At 67.8% G+C, this 19,851-nt stretch carries 20 protein-coding genes; 10 read left to right on the top strand and 10 right to left on the bottom strand.

Annotated features, from left to right (window positions below):
• Positions 1-20 precede the first annotated feature (20 nt).
• Both ACLQ3I_RS20060 and ACLQ3I_RS20055 read right to left on the bottom strand, forming a co-directional pair.
• Positions 21-227 carry a DUF7455 domain-containing protein gene (locus ACLQ3I_RS20060; RefSeq protein ID WP_161059271.1) on the bottom strand — a complete coding sequence of 69 codons (207 nt, stop codon included), beginning with the start codon at positions 225-227 and terminating at the stop codon, positions 21-23.
• A gap of 269 nt (positions 228-496) precedes the next feature.
• On the bottom strand, positions 497-1,456 hold the full coding sequence (locus ACLQ3I_RS20055) for a sulfite exporter TauE/SafE family protein (protein WP_425793826.1): 960 nt from the start codon (positions 1,454-1,456) through the stop codon (positions 497-499).
• Between the two features lie 317 nt (positions 1,457-1,773).
• On the opposite strand from ACLQ3I_RS20055, the gene ACLQ3I_RS20050 reads away from it, so the two are divergent.
• Positions 1,774-2,169: a DUF952 domain-containing protein gene (locus ACLQ3I_RS20050; RefSeq protein WP_425804218.1), complete on the top strand. Its 396-nt coding sequence runs from the start codon at positions 1,774-1,776 to the stop codon at positions 2,167-2,169.
• Positions 2,170-2,209: 40 nt separating this feature from the next.
• Here the strand turns inward: ACLQ3I_RS20050 and ACLQ3I_RS20045 are convergent, their stop codons facing one another.
• Both ACLQ3I_RS20045 and ppgK read right to left on the bottom strand, forming a co-directional pair.
• The gene (locus ACLQ3I_RS20045) at positions 2,210-3,655 is read right to left on the bottom strand and encodes an RNA polymerase sigma factor (protein ID WP_425804215.1); all 1,446 of its coding nucleotides are present in this window, start codon (positions 3,653-3,655) and stop codon (positions 2,210-2,212) included.
• Positions 3,656-3,837: 182 nt separating this feature from the next.
• Positions 3,838-4,626 (bottom strand): polyphosphate--glucose phosphotransferase, encoded by a 789-nt coding sequence (gene ppgK / locus ACLQ3I_RS20040; RefSeq protein ID WP_425804213.1) that lies wholly within the window; start codon positions 4,624-4,626, stop codon positions 3,838-3,840.
• A gap of 182 nt (positions 4,627-4,808) precedes the next feature.
• On the opposite strand from ppgK, the gene ACLQ3I_RS20035 reads away from it, so the two are divergent.
• The gene (locus ACLQ3I_RS20035; protein WP_425804211.1) at positions 4,809-5,711 is read left to right on the top strand and encodes an inositol monophosphatase family protein; all 903 of its coding nucleotides are present in this window, start codon (positions 4,809-4,811) and stop codon (positions 5,709-5,711) included.
• A 64-nt stretch (positions 5,712-5,775) separates the two neighbouring features.
• Here the strand turns inward: ACLQ3I_RS20035 and cei are convergent, their stop codons facing one another.
• Complete coding sequence (cei, locus tag ACLQ3I_RS20030; protein ID WP_425793832.1) at positions 5,776-6,492, bottom strand: envelope integrity protein Cei; 717 nt, start codon at positions 6,490-6,492, stop codon at positions 5,776-5,778.
• Positions 6,493-6,936: 444 nt separating this feature from the next.
• Here cei and ACLQ3I_RS20025 point away from each other — a divergent pair, with 444 nt between their 5' ends.
• A complete protein-coding gene (locus tag ACLQ3I_RS20025; RefSeq protein ID WP_425793833.1) occupies positions 6,937-7,236 on the top strand; it encodes a DUF4193 domain-containing protein in 300 nt (99 codons plus the stop codon).
• 48 nt (positions 7,237-7,284) lie between these two features.
• Here the strand turns inward: ACLQ3I_RS20025 and ACLQ3I_RS20020 are convergent, their stop codons facing one another.
• Positions 7,285-7,869: a DUF3093 domain-containing protein gene (locus ACLQ3I_RS20020; protein WP_425804209.1), complete on the bottom strand. Its 585-nt coding sequence runs from the start codon at positions 7,867-7,869 to the stop codon at positions 7,285-7,287.
• A 22-nt stretch (positions 7,870-7,891) separates the two neighbouring features.
• Here ACLQ3I_RS20020 and dut point away from each other — a divergent pair, with 22 nt between their 5' ends.
• Positions 7,892-8,422 (top strand): dUTP diphosphatase, encoded by a 531-nt coding sequence (gene dut, locus ACLQ3I_RS20015; protein ID WP_425793835.1) that lies wholly within the window; start codon positions 7,892-7,894, stop codon positions 8,420-8,422.
• A 51-nt stretch (positions 8,423-8,473) separates the two neighbouring features.
• A complete protein-coding gene (locus ACLQ3I_RS20010; protein ID WP_425804207.1) occupies positions 8,474-9,295 on the top strand; it encodes a DUF3710 domain-containing protein in 822 nt (273 codons plus the stop codon).
• A gap of 17 nt (positions 9,296-9,312) precedes the next feature.
• On the opposite strand, the gene ACLQ3I_RS20005 is transcribed toward ACLQ3I_RS20010, so the two are convergent.
• The gene (locus ACLQ3I_RS20005; RefSeq protein ID WP_425804204.1) at positions 9,313-10,023 is read right to left on the bottom strand and encodes an alpha/beta hydrolase; all 711 of its coding nucleotides are present in this window, start codon (positions 10,021-10,023) and stop codon (positions 9,313-9,315) included.
• Between the two features lie 115 nt (positions 10,024-10,138).
• On the opposite strand from ACLQ3I_RS20005, the gene ACLQ3I_RS20000 reads away from it, so the two are divergent.
• Both ACLQ3I_RS20000 and ACLQ3I_RS19995 read left to right on the top strand, forming a co-directional pair.
• Positions 10,139-10,516, top strand: a complete 378-nt coding sequence (locus tag ACLQ3I_RS20000; protein WP_164308364.1) for an OB-fold nucleic acid binding domain-containing protein — start codon at positions 10,139-10,141, stop codon at positions 10,514-10,516.
• Complete coding sequence (locus tag ACLQ3I_RS19995) at positions 10,497-11,270, top strand: DUF3159 domain-containing protein (RefSeq protein ID WP_425804201.1); 774 nt, start codon at positions 10,497-10,499, stop codon at positions 11,268-11,270. The genes ACLQ3I_RS20000 and ACLQ3I_RS19995 overlap by 20 nt, the downstream gene beginning before the upstream one ends.
• Positions 11,271-11,427: 157 nt before the next feature.
• Here the strand turns inward: ACLQ3I_RS19995 and ACLQ3I_RS19990 are convergent, their stop codons facing one another.
• Both ACLQ3I_RS19990 and ACLQ3I_RS19985 read right to left on the bottom strand, forming a co-directional pair.
• The gene (locus ACLQ3I_RS19990; RefSeq protein WP_425793840.1) at positions 11,428-12,087 is read right to left on the bottom strand and encodes a potassium channel family protein; all 660 of its coding nucleotides are present in this window, start codon (positions 12,085-12,087) and stop codon (positions 11,428-11,430) included.
• Between the two features lie 19 nt (positions 12,088-12,106).
• Complete coding sequence (locus ACLQ3I_RS19985) at positions 12,107-12,772, bottom strand: potassium channel family protein (RefSeq protein WP_425794014.1); 666 nt, start codon at positions 12,770-12,772, stop codon at positions 12,107-12,109.
• A gap of 253 nt (positions 12,773-13,025) precedes the next feature.
• Between ACLQ3I_RS19985 and ACLQ3I_RS19980 the strand changes: the two genes are divergently transcribed.
• The 3 genes from ACLQ3I_RS19980 to dxs all read left to right on the top strand — a co-directional run bounded on the left by ACLQ3I_RS19980 (position 13,026) and on the right by dxs (position 18,525).
• Complete coding sequence (locus tag ACLQ3I_RS19980) at positions 13,026-15,038, top strand: APC family permease (protein ID WP_425804199.1); 2,013 nt, start codon at positions 13,026-13,028, stop codon at positions 15,036-15,038.
• Positions 15,035-16,366, top strand: a complete 1,332-nt coding sequence (locus tag ACLQ3I_RS19975) for a class I SAM-dependent RNA methyltransferase (protein ID WP_425804196.1) — start codon at positions 15,035-15,037, stop codon at positions 16,364-16,366. The genes ACLQ3I_RS19980 and ACLQ3I_RS19975 overlap by 4 nt, the downstream gene beginning before the upstream one ends.
• 164 nt (positions 16,367-16,530) lie before the next feature.
• Positions 16,531-18,525 carry a 1-deoxy-D-xylulose-5-phosphate synthase gene (gene dxs, locus ACLQ3I_RS19970; protein ID WP_425804439.1) on the top strand — a complete coding sequence of 665 codons (1,995 nt, stop codon included), beginning with the start codon at positions 16,531-16,533 and terminating at the stop codon, positions 18,523-18,525.
• Between the two features lie 15 nt (positions 18,526-18,540).
• On the opposite strand, the gene ACLQ3I_RS19965 is transcribed toward dxs, so the two are convergent.
• Positions 18,541-19,839, bottom strand: a complete 1,299-nt coding sequence (locus tag ACLQ3I_RS19965) for an HRDC domain-containing protein (RefSeq protein ID WP_425793842.1) — start codon at positions 19,837-19,839, stop codon at positions 18,541-18,543.
• Positions 19,840-19,851: the final 12 nt, after the last annotated feature.

The raw sequence follows: 19,851 nt of genomic DNA, 5'->3' as shown, positions 1-19,851 counted from the left end.
TTCTCGGTTGCTCGTGTCGATCAGACCAATTCGCTCGCGGATTCCACGACCGTGGCGGACAGCTCGACGAGCTTCGCCTCGTGTTCGTTGAAGTGATGACGGCAGAAGAGAAGCTCTCCGCCCGCGGGCAGTACTGCCCGAACCTTGGCGGCTGCGCCGCAGCGGTCGCAGCGGTCGGCAGCGGTCAGCGGCATGGAGATCGGGGATGTGGTGGCGGTGTCTGACATGGTTCCTCCGTCCCGGTCCGGCGGGTCCGTCCGAGGTCGGTCGCCTTTCCCTTCGTGAGCCGACACATCGGTCTGATGCGTCGCCCTCACCTTCTCAGACGTTTGGGGGTTTCGTATTGTTCCGAGAGCCCGCGCGGGTGTGTCGTCACTCACCCGTAACACACCGATCCGCGCCGGCAACAAGCCCAGGATCGGGTGTTACACCGAGTGCGACCCCGATCACACCTCCGATCACACTTCGGGCCGTGCCCGCGCGTCGCCGCGGCGGATCAGCCGGCTGACGACACGGACTCGACAGCGGTCGGTGTCACATCGACCGCACGCTCTTCGCGCTCCCGGCTCACCGCGTCCGAGGACTCGTTCTCGCGGTCGCGCAGGTACTCGCGCAGCGAATAGACGAACGCGGCCGCCCAGACCGCGACGACGACCACGTAGATGGCCGTCTGCACCGCGGACGGGACGTCGACGAGCTCGCTGTGCAGGAGTGAGCGCGTGTTGGTGAGCACGATCAGACCGCCGACCGACGCGCCGAGCAGTCGCGGCGGGATGTGGCGCACCAGCCAGGCCGCGATGGGAGCCGCGACGACACCGCCGACCAGGATCGCGCCGACCCACGCGAAGTTGATGCCCTGGGATCCGAGGCTGAACAGGAAACCCAGGCTGGCGGCGACCGCGATGATGAACTCGCTGGTGTCGATCGAACCGATGACCTTGCGAGGCTCGAGCCGTCCGCTGGCGAGGATCGCCGGCGTGCCGACCGGTCCCCAACCGCCGCCACCGGTGGCGTCGACGAACCCGGCGACGAGGCCGAGAGGGGACAGGAACCGTTTGCGCAGCGGCTTGCCGAGGTGATGGCGGGGGATGCCCTGCAGCGTGAAACGGGCCAGGATGTAGATGCCGAGGAGCAGCAGGATGATCGCCATCAGTGGGGCGGCGGCCTCGGTCGACAGGTTCGAGAGCACTGTCGCACCCAGGAAGGAACCGATGGCACCCGGTATCGCGATCCGTCGGACCACCTTCCAGTCGACATTGCCGAAACGCCAGTGGGAGATCCCGGACACCAAGGTGGTCCCGATCTCGGCGAGGTGGACGGTGGCCGACGCCGCGGCCGGGTTGGTGCCGACGGCGAGGAGCAGCGTGGTGGTGGTCACGCCGTAGGCCATACCGAGGCTGCCATCGACGAGTTGCGCGGCGAGGCCCACGAGGCCGATCAGAACGATGGTTCGCATGGTTGGGGTCTTTCAGGTCAGGTGACGGTGACTGAGCAGAAGTCCACCGGACCCGACCGTGCGCCAGATGCGGCGTCGAGGTACGGAGATCGTGACCGGGACTTCGTGGGTCGACGCGCCGCGGGGATCAGCTGATCGGGCCGCGACGCCGACGACACAACATCGACGCCACGCGCAGCAGGTCGACGGGCCGTCGGGTCACGAGCATGCGCAGAATCGTAGGACGTGCGGCACGCGAACCGGGTATTGCGCACCCGTGGAAATCTCTGCGGGCGCAACCTTGACAAATTGGCTGTCGTCGGGCACTTCTGATCGGCATGACCGGACCCGATGAATCACACCGTGGCATCGACGACGACGGACCGCGATACCTCGTACACCTGTGCACCCGCGACGAATGGGAGACCGCGCGACAATCCGGCCACCGTCAGCCGCCATCGCTCACCGACGCGGGTTTCGTCCACCTGTCGGCTCCTGTGCAGGTGCATCTGCCGGCGAATCGATTGTTCGCCGGACACGACGACCTCGTGCTGCTCATCGTCGACAGCGCGCTGCTCGACGCGCCCGTCGTGTGGGAACCCGGGGTGCCGGACGATCCCGAGAGCATGCGTTTTCCGCATCTCTACGGCGCGCTGCCCACTCACGCGGTGGTCGAGATGCGCGCCTATCGTCCAGACGGTGCCACCGGAATGTTTCTGCCGCCGTCGATCTGAGATCGGCGGCGGCAGAAACAGGATTGCGGCGGTCGGGCGCCTAGTCCAGGTAGTCGCGCAGCACCTGGGAACGTGACGGGTGCCGCAGTTTCGACATCGTCTTCGACTCGATCTGGCGGATACGCTCGCGGGTGACGCCGTACACCTGCCCGATCTCGTCGAGGGTGCGCGGCTGACCGTCGGTCAGACCGAAGCGCAGGCGGACCACGCCGGCCTCGCGCTCGGAGAGCGTCTCGAGCACCGACTGGAGCTGATCCTGCAGCAGGGTGAAGCTCACCGCGTCGACCGCGACGACGGCCTCGGAATCCTCGATGAAGTCGCCGAGCTGGCTGTCACCCTCGTCGCCGATGGTCTGATCCAACGAGATCGGCTCACGCGCATACTGCTGGATCTCCAGCACCTTCTCCGGCGTGATGTCCATCTCCTTGGCGAGCTCTTCGGGAGTGGGCTCGCGGCCCAGATCCTGGAGCAGCTCACGCTGGATGCGGCCGAGCTTGTTGATGACCTCGACCATGTGGACCGGGATGCGGATCGTGCGTGCCTGATCGGCCATCGCGCGGGTGATCGCCTGTCGGATCCACCAGGTGGCATACGTGGAGAACTTGTAGCCCTTGGTGTAGTCGAACTTCTCGACGGCGCGGATCAGACCGAGGTTGCCCTCCTGGATCAGGTCCAGGAACGCCATCCCGCGGCCGGTGTACCGCTTGGCCAGGGAGACCACCAGTCGCAGGTTCGCCTCGAGCAGATGGTTCTTGGCGCGGTTGCCGTCCCGCGAGATCCAGTTCAGATCACGCTTGGACGCGGTGCTGATCTTGTCACCGGAATCGACGAGTCGACGCAGTCGCTCGGTGGCGAAGAGGCCTGCCTCGATGCGCTTGGCGAGCTCGACCTCCTCTTCGGCGTTGAGGAGGGCGACCTTGCCGATCTGCTTGAGATAGGCGCGGACGGAGTCGGCCGATGCGGTGAGCTCGGCATCCTTGCGCGCCTGACGGAGCGCTTCTGACTCGTCCTCGTCCCAGACGAAGTCGCCTGCCGTCCGTTCTTTCTCCTCCGGGACCTGTTTGCTCTTGGCCGCGGCAGGCTTGGCTGCGCCTGCTGCTGCCGGGACCACCACGGTCTCTTCGGCGTCATCGGTCTCGGCGTCCTCGCTGTCGGGCGAGTCGTCATCGTCATCGTCGTCGGCGGCGATGTCGTCGATCTCGACATCCTCGTCGATCTCGCCGTCGGGGGCGTCGATGTCGTCGATCGTGCCGGAGTCTTCGACGTCCTCGGTCGACTCGACACCGTCGGCATCCGACGGTGTGGTGGCCTTCTTGGCTCCGCGCTTCGCAGGGGCCTTCTTTGCCGCCTTCTTGGCGGTTGCCTTGCGAGCGGGCGCCTTCTTGGCCGCTTTCTTTGCGGGTCGCTTGGCCGGCGCGTTCTCCGTGGCGGTCGTCGCGTCTGTCGAATCGTCGACGTCGGCCTGGCGGGTCTGGGTGGCTGCCACGTACAACCTTTCGGAACTGACTATCGTGAATCTCTCACGGCGGCATGCGCCGACGCGGATCAGGGCTTGATTTCTCGGTGCGTGATCACCGGTGAGGACCATTGTAACGACATCGCCCCGCCGGATGTGACAAAGACCAGGTCAGTGAGTTGTCGGGACGGTGCCGACGGTCCACAACCGGACTAGGTGCGAAGGCCGGCATCGACGGCCATCGCCGCACCCACGATACCCGCGGTGTTGAGCAGGGTGGCCGGAACCACGGGCGTCTTGTTGGTCAGGTGCGGGATCCATTTGTCGGACTTGCGGCTGATCCCGCCCCCGACGATGAAGAGCTTCGGCCAGAGCAGTGCCTCGTATGCCTCGAGGACATGCGAGAGCTTGTGCGCCCACTTCTCGTAGGTCCAGCCCTTGTCCTCCTTGACCTTCGACGACGCCCGGTGCTCGGCCTCCTTGCCGTCGATGATCATGTGGCCGAGCTCCGTGTTCGGGACCAGGGTGCCGTTGATGAGGATGGCGGTGCCGATGCCGGTGCCCAGGGTGAGCAGCATGACCACCCCGTCGACGCCTGCGCCGCCGCCGTGGCGGTCCTCGGCCATCCCGGCCGCGTCGGCGTCGTTGAGCACGGAGACGGTCCTGCCCGACAACGCGGAACTGAACAGCTCATAGACGTCCGTGCCGATCCAGCCCTTGTCGATGTTGGCGGCGGTGCGCATGGTGCCGTCGGTGATGACGCCGGGCAGCGTGAGCCCGACCGGTCCGGTCCAATCGAAGTGGTCGACCACTTCTGCGACGCCGCCGGCGACGGCATCGGGGGTGGAGGGTTGCGGGGTCAGCACCTTGAATCGGTCGCCGACGAGCAGTCCGGTGTCGAGGTCGACGATCCCGCCCTTGATCCCGGAACCGCCGACGTCGACTCCGAATCCGAGATTGGCTCCCGGGTGGGCGGTGCTCGCTACCTCGGCGTCGGTCATGTCGGAGTCCTCTCTGATCCACCCAATGGGAACTTGCGCGGCCTCAAGGCTATCCAGCCCGAGCACACCGTGCGCGAGGTCGATGCAAAGTCGTCACCCACTGCACGGCCGCCGTGTAGGACGCGATGGTCAGGACCGAGCCCCTGTGGGCAGATCACGCCGCGGTGTGCTCACATAGGGACGTGACGGATCATTCCGGGCCAGAGGTCCTCGAGCGCGTCGCGATTGATGTGGCGCAGCGTGCGGCCGACCATGTGCGACGACGCCGCCCGGAGCTGTTCGGTCCGGGACCGGGCCACGATCCCGATGCGGTGCGCACGGATGCGGACACCCCGGACGCGGATGCGGCACCCGTCAGCACCAAGTCGACCCCGACCGATCCGGTGACCCTCGCCGATACCGAGACCGAGCAGCTGATCCGCTCGGAGCTCCGGTCCCGGCGCCCGGGGGACGAGATCCTCGGCGAGGAGGCCGGTGGAACCGTGGACGTGCCCTCCGGAGTGCGGTGGGTGGTCGATCCGATCGACGGCACGGTGAACTTCATGTACGGCATCCCGGCTTACGCGGTCTCCGTCGCGGCCCAGGTGGACGGTCGGTCGGTCGCCGGTGCGGTGGTCGATGTGGCTCGCGCCGTCACGTACTCGGCCGCACTCGGCGGCGGCGCCCATGTGGATGCCGGTGACGGGCGGATCAAGCTCTCCTGCAACCCGATCGGTCGTCTGGATCTGGCTCTGGTGGCCACCGGGTTCTCCTACGACGCCGGCCGTCGCGCCACGCAGGGGGCGATCATCGCGGAACTGCTTCCGCGGGTGCGGGACATCCGCCGTGTCGGTGCTGCAGCACTCGATCTGTGCATGGTGGCGAGCGGTGCGGTGGACGCGCATTTCGAACACGGGCTGAGTCCGTGGGACTGGGCCGCCGGTGGGCTGATCGCCGCCGAGGCGGGCGCGCAGGTGTCCACGCCGCCCCCGGACTCGCGTTCGGGTGACGGCCATCCGACGATCGCGGTGGCGCCTGGCATCGCGGACGACTTCCTGCGGCTGCTCGACGGCCTCGGGGCCCGCAACCTGATGCCGTCGGCCTAGATCTCGCCGCCGGCCGGGCCGGCCGGCAGGAGGGCCTCAGCACGACGGTGGCAGCACGAAGGTGTCAGCAGGACGCCGAATGTACGGCCTTGACCAACGTCGGGTCCGCGCCGGTGCGCGGGTCCTTGGGATCGGCCGATCGCAGCGCCTCGAGGGCGGCCTGTGCATCCTGCGATTGCTCGCGGCCCTCGTAGTACTTGCCGAGCGCGACATCGACCCCGGTGCCCTGGCGCCCGTCGTCGACCAGCTGGGCACAGGGGAGTGCCAGCCAGACCGCGGCGGCGCTCGCCTTGCCTGCCGGACCGAATCGGATCTGCGCGTAGCAGGACAGGTCCTGGTTGGTGTAGACGGTGTCGTCGCCATACGGGTTGTCGGGAACCGGATTGAAACCCTGGGCGGTCAGGTCGTCGGACACCGACCGCGCCGCGCCGCGCTGCGACGACGCGTTGAGCACCCGGACCTGGAACGTCGACAAGGCGGCCGGCGTCGCCGCCAGCATCTCGTCGCGGTTGGCCGGGGCGACCGTGGCGGGCGCCTGCGATGGTGCGGGCAGCCCGGGATCCGGAGCGGCCGCGGCCGAGGGTTGAGCGGGTGCCGGCATCGGCTGGTTGCAGTTGGTCGGCACCGCGACCGGACCTGAATCGGCTAGCGCGACCGCCCAGGTGATCAGACCTGCAACCAGCAACACGACCGCGACGATGATCGCCGGACGCATTCGGCGTCGACGAAACGGCCGACCCTTCGCGTCGACCGAGGACCCCGATGTTAGCTGCGACACCACCGTGAACTGGCTCCTTCTCCGACGCGCGACCTTGGCGCCCACTGTAAACGGTGGTCGTCGGCGCGCGACGCAGGCAGGCCGCACTGTGGAATAACGCCTGTACAGGGCGCCCTGCCCGTCGCGTTGGAGCGCGGGTCCGGCGCCGCCGCGCCGTGCGCATCGACGCGCCGGGGAATGATCCGCCCGAGGTGATCGTTGACCGAGCCACGTCGGTGGACTAAGCTTCGGGCGCCCGCCCCTCCAAACAGCGGGGGGCACGTGGATTGAATGTGATGAAGATCACGCCGATCCGCAGGGTTCTGGGTAACGAATTGCACCGGTCACGACGTTGTAGAGACGCCGCCGGCAAGACAATCCCGGCGGGCTCGCGCACCTAGGTTTGTTCGGTCACAAGCCGACATCCGAGAGCGCCCCTCACACTCTCTCAAATAGGTAAGGCACACAATGGCTACTGATTACGATGCGCCACGACGCACAGAGACCGAGGACGTCAGCGAGGATTCCCTCGAGGAGTTGAAAGCGCGACGAAGCGAAGCCCAGTCCTCGGCCGTCGATGTCGACGAGAGCGACACCGCCGAATCGTTCGAGCTGCCCGGTGCGGATCTGTCGGGCGAGGAATTGTCGGTCCGGGTGATCCCCAAGCAGGCCGATGAGTTCACTTGCACGAGCTGCTTTCTCGTCTACCACCGCAGCCGACTCGCCCGCGAGAACGGCAGTTCGATGATCTGCGTGGACTGCGCCTGACGAACCGATGAGGGAGGCGGGTCGTCGATGCAGACCCCGCCTCCACGCTCAGTCGGCGATACCCGCCTCCGCTGCCGCGTCGGGTAGGTCGAGAGCGGCGAGCAGCGCCGACGGATTCCGGGTCGACACGAGCCAATACGGTGTCGGGTCATCGGGATCGTCGAGCACCAGCAGCACCATCGTCTTGACCCAAGCCTTGTGCATGAGGAATGCGGCCGGGTCGAGCTGGCGACCCAGTGCTGCACTCTTCGCGGTCGCGGGGACGGTCGCCCCGCGAGCGATGACCGCCCGCGGCAGCCGGGCGCGGCCGGCATGCAGTTCACGATCCGGGGTCACCCGGACCGATGCGCGGCCCAGCGACCACAGCATCCACGCGCACAGCAATCCGACCACCACGTAGCCCGCCACGCTCCACGTCGCGCGGTGCGCCGACAGCTGGATCTCGTAGCCGAGCACCCCCGTCACGACCGCTGCGGCCACCCACCACCACCACGGCACGTGGAGGCGTTCATGGAAGCGGTCCGACCCCGAGTTGCCTTCTCCCGCCGATCGGTCTGCGTCGCCGGGGAGCCCGGGATGATCGTCGCCGGACGGCGAATCGGCCGGATTCTCAGGTGATGCTGGAGGAGTCACGCGACCAGCGTAGTCTGCCCTCGTGACGCCGAAATCCTCCACTGCGGCATCTGGCCGACCCGACCTGATCGGGGCGCTGCGGGTCCGCCGACTCGATCCGGACATTCCATTGCCCACCCGCGCACATCCCGGCGACGCGGGTGTCGACCTGTGTTCGACGATCGACCTCGAGCTGCCGCCGGGTCGCCGCCAGCTGGTCGGCACCGGCCTCGCCGTGGCTCTGCCCCTCGGTACCGTCGGACTTGTCCATCCCAGGTCCGGCCTGGCCGCACGTGCCGGGCTGTCGATCGTCAATTCGCCGGGCACGATCGACGCCGGATACCGCGGGGAGATCAAGGTCTGTCTGATCAATCTCGACCCCGACGAGCCGATCTCGATCGCACGCGGGGACCGGATCGCCCAATTGCTCGTCCAGCGCGTCGAACTGCCGGAGCTGGTCGAGGTCGACGAGCTCGACGACACGAGTCGCGGTGCCGGGGGATACGGCTCCAGCGGTGGTCATGCGGTGCTCGCAGATGCTGTTCCGGAGATCGACGGGGATTCTGGTCCGTGATCCGACCGGCGATGCACCCGACGAGCGAACACTTCCCGAGGAGTACACGACATGGCACGAGATGAGCAGGGCGAGTTGCGGATCGGCTCGGCCGAGGGCCCGTACGACATCGAGGCCCTCGACACTCCCGCCGAGGAGCTCGAGAACTCGCACCTCGACTTGGGTTCGGTGCTCGTGCCGGTGGTCGAAGGTGGTCAGGTCACGGTGGAGATGTCCGCCGAGCACGAGCCCGAGGCCGTCTACCTGGTGACGCCGCACGGGCGGATCAGCGTGGGTGCGTTCGCCGCACCGAAGTCACCGGGACTGTGGCGTGAGGTGGTGACCGAGCTCGCTGCCTCGCTGCGTGACGAAGGTGCGCAGGTGGCGATCGAGGACGGCCACTGGGGACGCGAGATCATCGCCACCGTCCCCGGCGCGGCTCATCGTTTCATCGGCGTGGACGGCCCGCGATGGATGGTGCGTTGCATCGCAAGCGGGCCCGACGAGACCGCCGACGAGCTCGGCAGGCTCGCTCGGGCGGTCCTGGCCGAGTCCGTGGTGCGCCGCGGTGACGAACCGCATCCGCCGCGGGACGCGCTGCCGATCGTGTTGCCCCCGGTCCTCGCGGAGCAGGTCGCGGCAGCGCAGCAGCAGATGCTCGACGATCAGACGGCGGGCGATGACGCGGGCGCACCGGCAGATTCCGCCGAGGCGTCGGTGCCCGGCGGAGCGCTGGAACAGGTCGCTTCGGCCACCGTCATCAGTGACGACGCGGTGCCGCCGGCGATGGAGGAACCCGCGCCGATCGAACAGCCAGTGGTGGAGGACGACGAGCAGATGCCGCGCTCATCCGGGTCGGCGATGCAGCGCTTCCGTCGCAACCGGCGCGGCTGAATCGGTAGTCGACCGTCTCAGCAGATATCGAGCCACCCTCGCGCGCAACCGAACCCGAGAACTGCAGGGTTGTTCCCCCAGTCCGCGAGGGTCACCTCGGTCAACGCGGACCTCGGTGCCGCGGCCGCCCATTCCCGGCCGACCTCACCGGGATGGACGGGGTCGTCGACGGCCGTGGTGATCGCCAACGGCGCGGTGAGAGTGGCGATCTTCGAGAGGTCGGGGGAATGGAACCCGGCAGCCTCGGTCAGCTGATCGGCGAGACCGGGATGCAGTGCCCGCCATGAACGACTCAGTTCGGCCGCGAGCCAATCGGGACTCGAGGCGGCCATCGCGACGATGGTCGGTTCGAGGCCGTCTGCCGCGAGCGCGCCGGCTGTCGCGCGGGCGCTCCACGCGGCGGGCGCGGCGGCGGGGTCGCCGGTCCAGGCCGGCAGCGCCGCCCACACCCCGGCGCACGGGCTGTGCAGGGCCCAGGAGAGCGCGATGGCGGCACCGATGGACACACCGCCGACGATGAGTGGACCGGCATCGTCGGCGAGTTCGTCGAGACTGCGGAGATGCCCGTCGACCAGGTTTTTCGACGGTTCGAGCGCTATCAGTGTGAGACCGATCTCATCGGCGGCGGGTCCGAACGCGCGGTGCACGTAGTCGGCGTCGGAGCCCGTACCGGGCATGGCCACGATCGTTGTCGGCACCCTCCGATCGGACCCTGCTGTATCGGGCATGTCATGATCATGCCCGACGTTGAACAGGGAGCAAGAAGAGGATTACGCTGGCGAGTGCGAGCAGGGTTTCAGCCCAGCCCACTTCGCCTCGCAACAAGTCACCCAGGAGGGTGTGATGGCCACCACCGGTTATCTCAAACGGTTGACGCGCCGATTGACCGAAGATCTCGGAGATGCCGACGCCGTACAGATCGCGGAGGAGTCGCGTGCCACGGGTGCGCAACGCGCCGCGGAGTGTTGTCGTGGCGATGAGGTCACGATGCACGGTGAGCTGCGAGCGGTGGAGACCTGTTCGCGATCCGCGAAGGTCGGGGTGAAGGCGGAGTTCTTCGACGGTTCCGACACCGTCGTACTCAAGTGGCTCGGCCGGAACCGGATCCCAGGGATCGAACCCGGCCGGAAGTTGACCGTACGGGGTCGGCTGGCCGAACACGACGGCACCAAGGTGATCTACAACCCGTACTACGAACTCTATGGCTCAGACGACGAATGATCCGTCGGCCGGCGGACCCGCCGATGACGCGGCCGGCGTCGACGGCCGACCGGACCGTGTCGACGAATCCACCGATCACGACTCAACGCCCGCTCCGACGATTCTCGAGCAGATGGGCGGGGTCTCCGGGCTGATCTACTCGACGGTGCCGATCGTCGTCTTCGTCCCCGTCAATGCGGTGTGGGGCCTGACGGCCGCGATGATCGCGGCCCTCGTCGTCGCCGTCACGATCTTCGGCGTGCGTCTCGTCCGCCGCGAGCCCCTCAACCCGGCCATCTCGGGCCTGATCGGTGTCGCGATCTGCGTGTTCATCGCGCACAAGGTCGGAGACGCCAAGGGCTACTTCCTTTTCGGCATCTGGACCACGCTCGCGTACGCCGTGGCCTTCGTGGCGTCGATCGTGGTCCGATGGCCGTTGGTCGGCGTCGCCTGGAACCTGATCAGCGGCGATGGCATGGCGTGGCGCAAACATCGAAAGACCTTGGTCGCCTACGACATCGCCACCGCGTTCTGGGCGCTGGTGTTCCTCGCCCGATACCTCACCCAGTCCGAACTCTACGATCACGGCAGTACCGGATGGCTCGCTGTCGCGCGCATCTCCATGGGCTGGCCGCTGACCGCGCTCGCGGTGCTGGCCACCGTTTTACTCGTCCGGCGTGCGACTGGTGAAGAGGAACAGATGGAGATCTCCGACGATGCGGCCGGACCGGACCGGGATGCCGCTGCGGGGGTCGCGGACAACCCGCTTCGCTGACATCCAGCTCTGCTGACGTCCAGCACCACTGAGTACCGAAGGCCCGCCGGTCGCGGCTCGGCGGGTCGCCCCCTCGGCGGGTCGCCCCCTCAGTGGATCTGCCCCCTCAGTGGATCTGCCCCCTCAGTGGATCTGCCCCCTCAGTGGATCTGCCCCCTCAGTGGATCTGCATCGCCTGGTGCAGTTCGGGCTCGGCTTCGGCGGGTGCGATGAAGACGAGCTCGTCGCCGCCCTCGATGGCGTCGTCGCTCTGGGGCACGATCACCCGACCGCCGCGCAGGATGGTGACCAGTGCCACATCCCGGGGGAGTGCCAGTTTCCGCACCGGCTTGCCGGCCAACGGGGTGTTTGGAGGCAGGGTGAGCTCGACGAGGTTGGCCTGTCCCTGCCGGAATGTCATCAGGCGGACCAGATCGCCGACCGAGACCGCCTCTTCGACCAGGGATGCGAGAATGCGTGGCGTCGAGACCGCCACGTCGACACCCCAGTCGTCGCCGAACAGCCATTCGTTGCGCGGATCGTTGACCCGGGCCACCACCCGATTGACCGCGAATTCGGTTTTCGCGAGCAGGCTCACGACGAGATTGGCCTTGTCGTCGCCGGTCGCCGCGACCATCACGTCGAACGTCTGCAGCGATGCCTGCTCGAGATTGCTCAGTTCGCAGGCGTCGGCCTGCACCCATGTCGCCTCCCGCACCGACTCACGATCGATGTGGGAAGGGTTGCGCTCGAAGAGGGTGACCTCGTGCGAATTGAGCAGGAGCTCGCGGGCGATCGAGCGCCCGACTGCGCCGGCACCGGCGATGGCGACCTTCATCGTGTGTTCTCTCTCACCCTCAGTCAGTTGCGGTGTACGGTGCCCGCGCGGTTGCGCGGGCATTGACGAGATTGTCGGTCAGTGTGGCTGCGTAGATGACATCTTCTTGTTGGAGAACAGTTTTCATCTCCGGGAGAATCGGACGGCCGAGCCGGGTGAGGAAGGCGATCCGGGCGCCGGTCTCCTCCTGGAACTTCCCGACGGTCACCCCGATCCACGTTTCGTCGATGTCGAGCTGGGCGATGGCGAGTGATCCCGACGGATCCCGCCACGCAGTGGTCGTCGAGGTCTCCCCGAGGGCCGAGACGAAGCGTTCGGTCGTCCACGGCACGGTTGCGACGGTCGGGATGCCGAGTCGTTCGTAGACCTCGGCCCGCTTGGCGTCGTAGATGCGTGCCACGACGCGCTCCACGCCGAATGTCTCGCGGGCGACACGTGCCGCGATGATGTTGGAGTTGTCGCCCGAGGAGACCGCGGCAAATGCGTCGGCGGTCTCGATCCCTGCCCGTGTCAGGACATCCCGGTCGAAGCCGACGCCGATCACGGTGGTGCCGCGGAAATCGGGACTGAGCCGGACGAAGGCCGAATGATCGCGATCGATGACCGACACGGTGTGGCCGCGCTTCTGCATCGCCATCGCCAGCGCCGACCCCACGCGCCCGCAACCCATGATGACTACCTGCACGTCCATCCTCTCCACGGCGTTTGTGCCCGAGTCTGTGCCCGGCGCGGTACGCGCTGGACGCATCGAACCTACCCGCACGGGTGGACCGGCGCGCGAGACCTCCGACACCGGGTCGTTTGCTCCTTGTGGCCCGGGCCCGTGGGCCCTTGTGGCCCGGGCCCGTGGGCCCTTGTGGCCCGGGCCCGTGGGCCCTTGTGGCCCGGGCCCGTGGGCCCTTGTGGCCTTTGTCTACTACACGCTCTAGTGTTGCCTGGTGTCCACCGTGTCCAAGGCGTCCGTGGCGACAAAACGTCTGCTGCTCGGCCGCCCGTTCCGTAGCGACAAACTGGGTCACACCCTGTTGCCCAAGCGCATCGCGCTTCCCGTGTTCGCCTCCGACGCGATGTCGTCGGTGGCCTACGCGCCGCAGGAGATCTTCCTCGTCCTGTCCGTCGCGGGTCTGAGTGCACTGGCCTTCACACCGTGGGTCGCCCTGGCCGTCGCCGTGGTGATGGTCGTCGTCGTGGCCAGCTATCGGCAGAACGTCCACGCGTATCCGTCCGGCGGCGGCGACTACGAGGTGGCCACGGTCAACCTGGGCCCCAATGCGGGTCTGACGGTCGGCAGTGCGCTGCTGGTCGACTACGTCCTCACGGTCGCGGTGTCGATCTCGTCGGCAGCGGAGAACATCGGCTCGGCGATCCCCTTCGTGTCCCAGCATCGGGTGTGGTTCTGCGTCGCCGCGATCGTCCTGATGGCCGCCGTGAACCTGCGCGGGATCAAGGAGTCGGGCTCGGTGCTCGCCATCCCGACGTATGCGTTCATCATCGGTGTTCTCGTCATGCTCATCTGGGGATTCACCGAGCTGTACATCCTGGACGAGCCGGTCCGGTCGGAGGCCGCAGATTTCGGCATCCGTCCCGAGCAAGATCACCTGACCGCGATCGCCTTCGTCTTCCTGATCGCGCGGGCGTTCTCGTCGGGTTGTGCGGCGCTCACCGGTGTGGAGGCCATCAGCAACGGAGTGCCGGCCTTCCGCAAGCCGAAGTCCCGCAACGCGGCGTCCACCCTGTTCCTGCTCGGTGCGTTTTCCATCACATTGCTGCTCGGTATCGTCCTGCTCGCCCAGCGCATCGGCGCGAAATATGTGATGAACCCGGCCACCGACCTGATCGGCGCCCCCGAGGGATACCAGCAGAAGGCGATGATCGCCCAGCTCGCCCACGCCGTCTTCCATTCCTTCACGCCCGGCTTTTACTTCGTCGCGACGGCCACCGCCCTCATCCTGTTGCTGGCCGCGAACACCGCGTTCAACGGGTTCCCGGTGCTCGGCTCGGTGCTCGCGCAGGACCGTTTCCTGCCGCGGCAGCTGCACACCCGTGGCGATCGCCTCGCGTTCAGCAACGGGATCCTGTTCCTGGCGCTGGCGGCCATCATCTTCGTGGTGGCATTCGGCGCCCAGGTCACCTCGCTGATCCAGCTCTACATCGTCGGTGTGTTCGTGTCGTTCACCCTCAGCCAGACCGGCATGGTGCGGCATTGGACGCGTCATCTGCGCACCGAGACCGACCCGCGGGCCCGGCGGCGGATGATGCAGTCGCGCGTGATCAACTCGATCGGCCTGGTGATGACGGCCACCGTCCTGGTGGTGGTGCTGATCACGAAATTCCGTGCGGGCGCGTGGATCGCGATATTGGCGATGGTGGCCCTCTTCGTGATCATGAAGCTGATCCACCGGCACTACGCGACCGTGCAACGCGAACTCGAACTCGAGGAAGACGAACCGGTACTGCCCAGCAGGACTCATTCGATCGTGCTGGTATCGACGCTGCACCTGGCCACGAAGCGTGCGGTTCTCTACGCCCGCGCCACCCGGCCCGACGTCCTCGAGGCGATCACGGTGAACGTCGACGATCGCGACACCCGCAAGCTGGTGTCGCAGTGGGAGGCGAGCAACATCACCGTGCCGCTCAAGGTGATCGCCTCCCCGTACCGCGAGATCACCCGCCCGGTCATCGAATACGTCCGCCGGGTCCGGCGCGAATCCCCTCGGGACGTCATCACCGTGTTCATCCCCGAGTACGTGGTGGGGCACTGGTGGGAGCAGATCCTCCACAATCAATCGGCCCTGCGTCTCAAGGGACGTCTGCTCTTCGAGCCCGGGGTGATGGTCACTTCCGTCCCGTGGCAGCTGACGTCGTCGGATCGCCTCAAGAACCGCGACCTCGCATACTCGGCTCCCGGTGACACCCGTCGCGCCCTCGGTGGCGACTCGGATCAGCCGTGAACGAATCCGGCGCCGGCGGTGTGGGTGCCGAACTGATCGTCCGGCCCGACCGCCCGGCGAACGGCGGTGAGTCCGTCGGCCGCGTGGACGGGCGCGTCGTGTTCGTTCGTGGGGCCATCCCCGGCGAGGTGGTCCGCGTGCGGGTCACCGACGACCGGCGGGAGAGCTTCCTGCGCGGGGACGTGATCGAGGTCCTGGAACCGTCGGTGCACCGGATCGATCCGCTGTGCGACGCCGCCCGTCACGGGGCCGGGTGTTGTGACCTCGGTTTCGTCGACCTCACGCACGCACGGGATCTGAAAGGGCAGGTCGTCCTCGATGCGCTGGCCCGGATCGGCGGGTTCTCGGCAGCCGATCTCGAAGGCGTCGGCGCGGGCGAGGTCCTCGCACTCGGGGACGACGGCACCCACTGGCGGGTACGCACCCGACTCGGTGTCGACGCCGAGGGGCGCGCCGGGATGCACGCGTTTCACGGTTCGTCGATCATCACAGATCATTCCTGTGCCGCACCGGAACCCGGGATGGTCGACGGACTCGGTGCGTACTCCTTCACTCCAGGTGCGGATGTCGCGGTGGTGGCCGACATGGCAGGCCGTCGCCATATCACCGAACTCGCGCCGCCCCGGGCGCGCGTCCGCGGGCGCCGTCCCGGCGCGCGGGGGCGCACACAATCGGCGCGCCGGGGCCGCGACGCCCCCCGCGCTCACCGGGTCGTCGACGGTGATCCCGTCGCCGCCCATCGCGTCGGGGACCGGATCTGGCAGATCCCGGTCGCCGCGTTCTGGCAGGCTCACCGGGCGGCGCCATCGGCGTATGCGCGCACCGTGATCGAACTGCTCGCCGACGCGGAACTCCCGGCCCGGCCCGATCCGCTCGTCGCGTGGGATCTCTACGGCGGCGCCGGCGTCTTCGCGGCGGCGATGCTCGACGCCCGGAACGATGTACTCGACGCCCTCGGTTCCGTTCATGTGGTCGAGTCCGATCCGGCCGCCCTGTCTGCCGCCGAGCAGACGTTCGCCGACGACGACCGCGTCACCCTTCACCGTGGCGAGGTGGCCGGTGTGGCGGCCGGTCTGCCGGCGCCCGATCTGGTGGTCCTCGATCCACCGCGCACCGGCGCCGGGCCGACCGTGATCGACGTCGTCGCCGACGCAGATCCGGCCGTGATCGTCCATGTGGGCTGCGATGTCGGGCGCTTCGCCCGTGATCTGGCGCTCTTCGCCGAACACGGCTACCGGCCTCGGGCGATCCGCTCGTTCGATGCATTTCCGCTGACACACCACGTGGAGGCCATCGCCTGCCTGGTGCCCGCCCATCGCGGGGTGTGACGGAGTCGTCGCGCAGGCGCCGCCTTGCGGGGCGAGGAGCCGATGGTCGGGTCCGTAGACTGTTGAGAACATGACCGTGTGTGCCGTAGGGCCCGGTATGCCGATCGCGCCGACAGCCCCGGTGCGCTCATGAGCCGGACCGTGGAATTGTGATGGAGGATTCGATGGGCGTGCTGGACACGATCGGTTCGCCGGCCGACCTGCGGACGCTGTCGTCGGAAGAGATGATCGCTCTCGCCGGGGAGGTTCGGGAATTCCTCATCGAGAAGGTCTCGGCCACCGGTGGCCACCTCGGCCCGAATCTCGGAGTGGTGGAGCTGACGCTCGCGTTGCACCGCGTCTTCGACTCGCCGACCGATCCGATCATCTTCGACACCGGTCACCAGAGCTACGTCCACAAAATCGTCACCGGCCGCATGGATGGGTTCGACACCCTGCGGCAGAAAGACGGACTGACCGGCTATCAGGACCGGGCCGAGAGCGAGCACGACTGGGTGGAGTCCTCGCATGCATCGGCGGCGCTGTCCTACGCCGACGGGCTCGCGAAATCCTTCGAACTCACCGGGCAGGACACGCGCACCGTGGTCGCGGTGGTGGGCGACGGCGCGCTCACCGGCGGCATGTGCTGGGAGGCCCTGAACAATATCGCCGGTGGTGACCGGCCTCTCGTCATCGTCGTCAACGACAACGGGCGCTCCTACGCCCCGACGATCGGCGGGCTGGCGCGGCATCTGTCGGGGCTGCGTCTGCAACCGGGTTACGAGCGCTTTCTGGACGAGAGCCGCAAGGTGGTCAAGCAGTTGCCCGTCGTCGGTCCGCCGGCCTACGCCGTCCTGCACGGCATGAAGAGCGGGTTGAAGGATCTGATAGCGCCGCAGGCGATGTTCACCGATCTCGGACTGAAGTACGTCGGTCCGGTCGACGGGCACGACATCGGGGCGTTGGAGTCGGCATTGGGTCATGCGAAGGCCTTCGGCGGCCCGGTGATCGTGCACACCGTCACCCGTAAGGGGATGGGCTATGCGCCGGCGGAGAACCACGAGGCCGACCAGATGCACTCGACAGGCATCATCGATCCGCGGACCGGCCGCGCCACCAGCGTGTCGCCGCAGGACTGGACCTCGGTGTTCTCGGCCGCCCTGGTCGAGGCCGGCGCGCACCGCGACGACGTCGTCGCCATCACCGCGGCCATGCCCGGGCCCACCGGGTTGACGCCGTTCGGCGAGAAATTCCCGGACCGCATGTTCGACGTCGGGATTGCCGAGCAACACGCGATGACCTCGGCTGCCGGATTGGCGCTGGGCGGGTTGCATCCGGTGGTCGCGATCTACTCCACGTTCCTCAACCGCGCGTTCGACCAGCTACTGATGGATGTGGCGCTGCTGCGGCTGCCGGTCACGCTGGTTCTCGACAGGTCGGGCATCACCGGACCCGACGGTCCCAGCCATCACGGCATGTGGGATCTGTCGCTGATGTCACTCGTCCCCGGTCTGCGCGTGGCAGCGCCCCGTGACGCCGTGCGTCTGCGTGAGGAGTTCGACGAGGCGCTGGCCGTCACCGATGGCCCCACCGCGTTGCGGTTCTCGAAGGGTGCTGTGCCGGAAGATATCCGGGCGGTCGAGCGTCTCGACGACGGCCTCGACGTGCTGTACCGGGCCGCACCGGGGGTGGGCGACGCGTCCGGCGATGTGCTGATCGTCGCGGTCGGTGCGTTCTGCGGGCTCGCGATCGACACGGCACAACGGTTGGGGCAGCAGGGCATCGACGCGACCGTGGTCGACCCGCGGTGGGTGTTGCCGGTTCCGGCGTCGATACCCGCTCTCGCGGCGCGGCATCGGCTGGTCGTCACGCTGGAGGACAGCGGTGTGCGCGGTGGCGTCGGGTCGGCGGTCAGCGATGCGCTCTCGATGGCCGACGTCGCGGTTCCGGTGCAGCACCGAGGGATACCGCAGGACTTCGTCACGCATGCGTCGCGCGGGGAGTTGCTCGCCGAATTCGGCCTCACCGCACAGGATCTCGCGCGCACCATCACCGCAACGGTGGCCGGTATGCAAGCTGTTCCGGGCATGGACGACACGGCCGACCTCGGTGACCACACGGAACACGCCGAGAACGCGAATGTCGAACCGTCGAGTCGGAGCGTCGACCCCGACGCCTGAGCCATGTGGTCGGAGTCAGTCCGTCGGGTCGACGGTGACGTCGTTGAGCCCTTCGGCGATGGTCGCCGCGCACAGGTCCCGTTGCCACTGCCGGGCGCCGAGCGCGGCCAGGCGGTGGTCGACGGCCTCCGCAGTTGCGGGCAGATCGACACCGTCCCAACACAGTTGGCGAACCGTGTCGGGGGCGAGCAGATTCTCGACCGGTAGGTCGTGCGCTTCGGCGATGTCGCGGACCAGAGGTCGAACCATTGCGGCACGGGCGGCTGCCTCCGGATTGCGCTGATCCCATCGGTTCACCGGTGGCAGACCGACCGATGGTGACTTGCGGGACGGCAGTTCGTTGTCCGGCAGTTCGCGGGCCCGCTGCAGCGCCGCCAGCCAGATGTGTGCCTGCCGGCGCTGCCGGGGGCCGCCGAACACCGGCAGCCGGGTGAGTTCGGACTGCGTGGTCGGGTCGGCGTTGGCCGCGGTGACGATCGCCGAGTCCGGCAGAATTCGTCCAGGGGCGACATCTCGGCGCTGCGCGAGTTCTTCGCGGGCGGCCCACAATTCCCGGACCGCGGCCAGGGTGCGGGTGTTCTTGATGGTGTGAATGTTGGATGTCTTGCGCCACCGGTCGGTCCGCGGTGGCGGCGCCGGACGTTCGAGAACGGCACGGAACTCCTCGCGGGCCCAGTCCGACTTGCCGGCCTCGACGAGTGCGGCGTCCATCGCGTCGCGCAATTCCACCAGTACCTCGACGTCGAGTGCGGCGTAGTTGAGCCAGTCGTCGGGAAGCGGGCGTCGCGACCAGTCGGCGGCGCCGTGACCCTTGACCAGGCCGAGCCCGAGGAACTCGGCCACCATGGCCGCCAGATTCACCTTGGCCAGGCCGAGCAGACGCCCGGCCAGCTCGGTGTCGTAGAGCTCCCGGCAGACGAAACCGAGTTCACGCAGACACGGCAGGTCCTGGTCGGCGGCGTGTAGGACCCATTCCGGGCCGTCGAGCGCGGCGATGACAGGTGCGAGCGCGTCCGGGTGTTCGATCGGGTCGAGAAGAAATGAGCCTGCGCCGAGTCGCCGGATCTGCACCAGATAGGCCCGCTGGGAGTAGCGGTAGCCCGACGCCCGTTCGGTATCGACCGCGATCGGCCCGTCGGCGGCCGTGATCAGCGCGGCCGCCTCGGCGAACTCCGACGGCGTGGTCAGCACTGCGGGGACGCCGTCGACAGGGTTCAGGAGCGGCGTCGTGGGCGGTCCGGCAGGTTCACCCGCGGACGTGTCGTCGGACTCACCCGGTGGTGGGCCCGCGGGCTGATCGTCACCGGTGGTCATGGCCGAATCCGT

It is taken from the genome of Gordonia sp. DT101, from assembly GCF_049844895.1.
Lineage (GTDB): Bacteria > Actinomycetota > Actinomycetes > Mycobacteriales > Mycobacteriaceae > Gordonia.
Note: the sequence above shows the minus strand (reverse complement) of the source record. Positions and strands in the feature narration are given on the sequence as shown.

Coding starts and splice junctions, on each gene's coding strand:
- ACLQ3I_RS20060 (WP_161059271.1), bottom strand. CDS start 227: ATGTCAGACACCGCCACCACATCCCCGATCTCCATGCCGCTGACCGCT.
- ACLQ3I_RS20055 (WP_425793826.1), bottom strand. CDS start 1,456: ATGCGAACCATCGTTCTGATCGGCCTCGTGGGCCTCGCCGCGCAACTC.
- ACLQ3I_RS20050 (WP_425804218.1), top strand. CDS start 1,774: ATGACCGGACCCGATGAATCACACCGTGGCATCGACGACGACGGACCG.
- ppgK (WP_425804213.1), bottom strand. CDS start 4,626: ATGACCGACGCCGAGGTAGCGAGCACCGCCCACCCGGGAGCCAATCTC.
- ACLQ3I_RS20025 (WP_425793833.1), top strand. CDS start 6,937: ATGGCTACTGATTACGATGCGCCACGACGCACAGAGACCGAGGACGTC.
- ACLQ3I_RS20010 (WP_425804207.1), top strand. CDS start 8,474: ATGGCACGAGATGAGCAGGGCGAGTTGCGGATCGGCTCGGCCGAGGGC.
- ACLQ3I_RS20005 (WP_425804204.1), bottom strand. CDS start 10,023: ATGCCCGATACAGCAGGGTCCGATCGGAGGGTGCCGACAACGATCGTG.
- ACLQ3I_RS20000 (WP_164308364.1), top strand. CDS start 10,139: ATGGCCACCACCGGTTATCTCAAACGGTTGACGCGCCGATTGACCGAA.
- ACLQ3I_RS19995 (WP_425804201.1), top strand. CDS start 10,497: ATGGCTCAGACGACGAATGATCCGTCGGCCGGCGGACCCGCCGATGAC.
- ACLQ3I_RS19990 (WP_425793840.1), bottom strand. CDS start 12,087: ATGAAGGTCGCCATCGCCGGTGCCGGCGCAGTCGGGCGCTCGATCGCC.
- dxs (WP_425804439.1), top strand. CDS start 16,531: ATGGGCGTGCTGGACACGATCGGTTCGCCGGCCGACCTGCGGACGCTG.
- ACLQ3I_RS19965 (WP_425793842.1), bottom strand. CDS start 19,839: ATGACCACCGGTGACGATCAGCCCGCGGGCCCACCACCGGGTGAGTCC.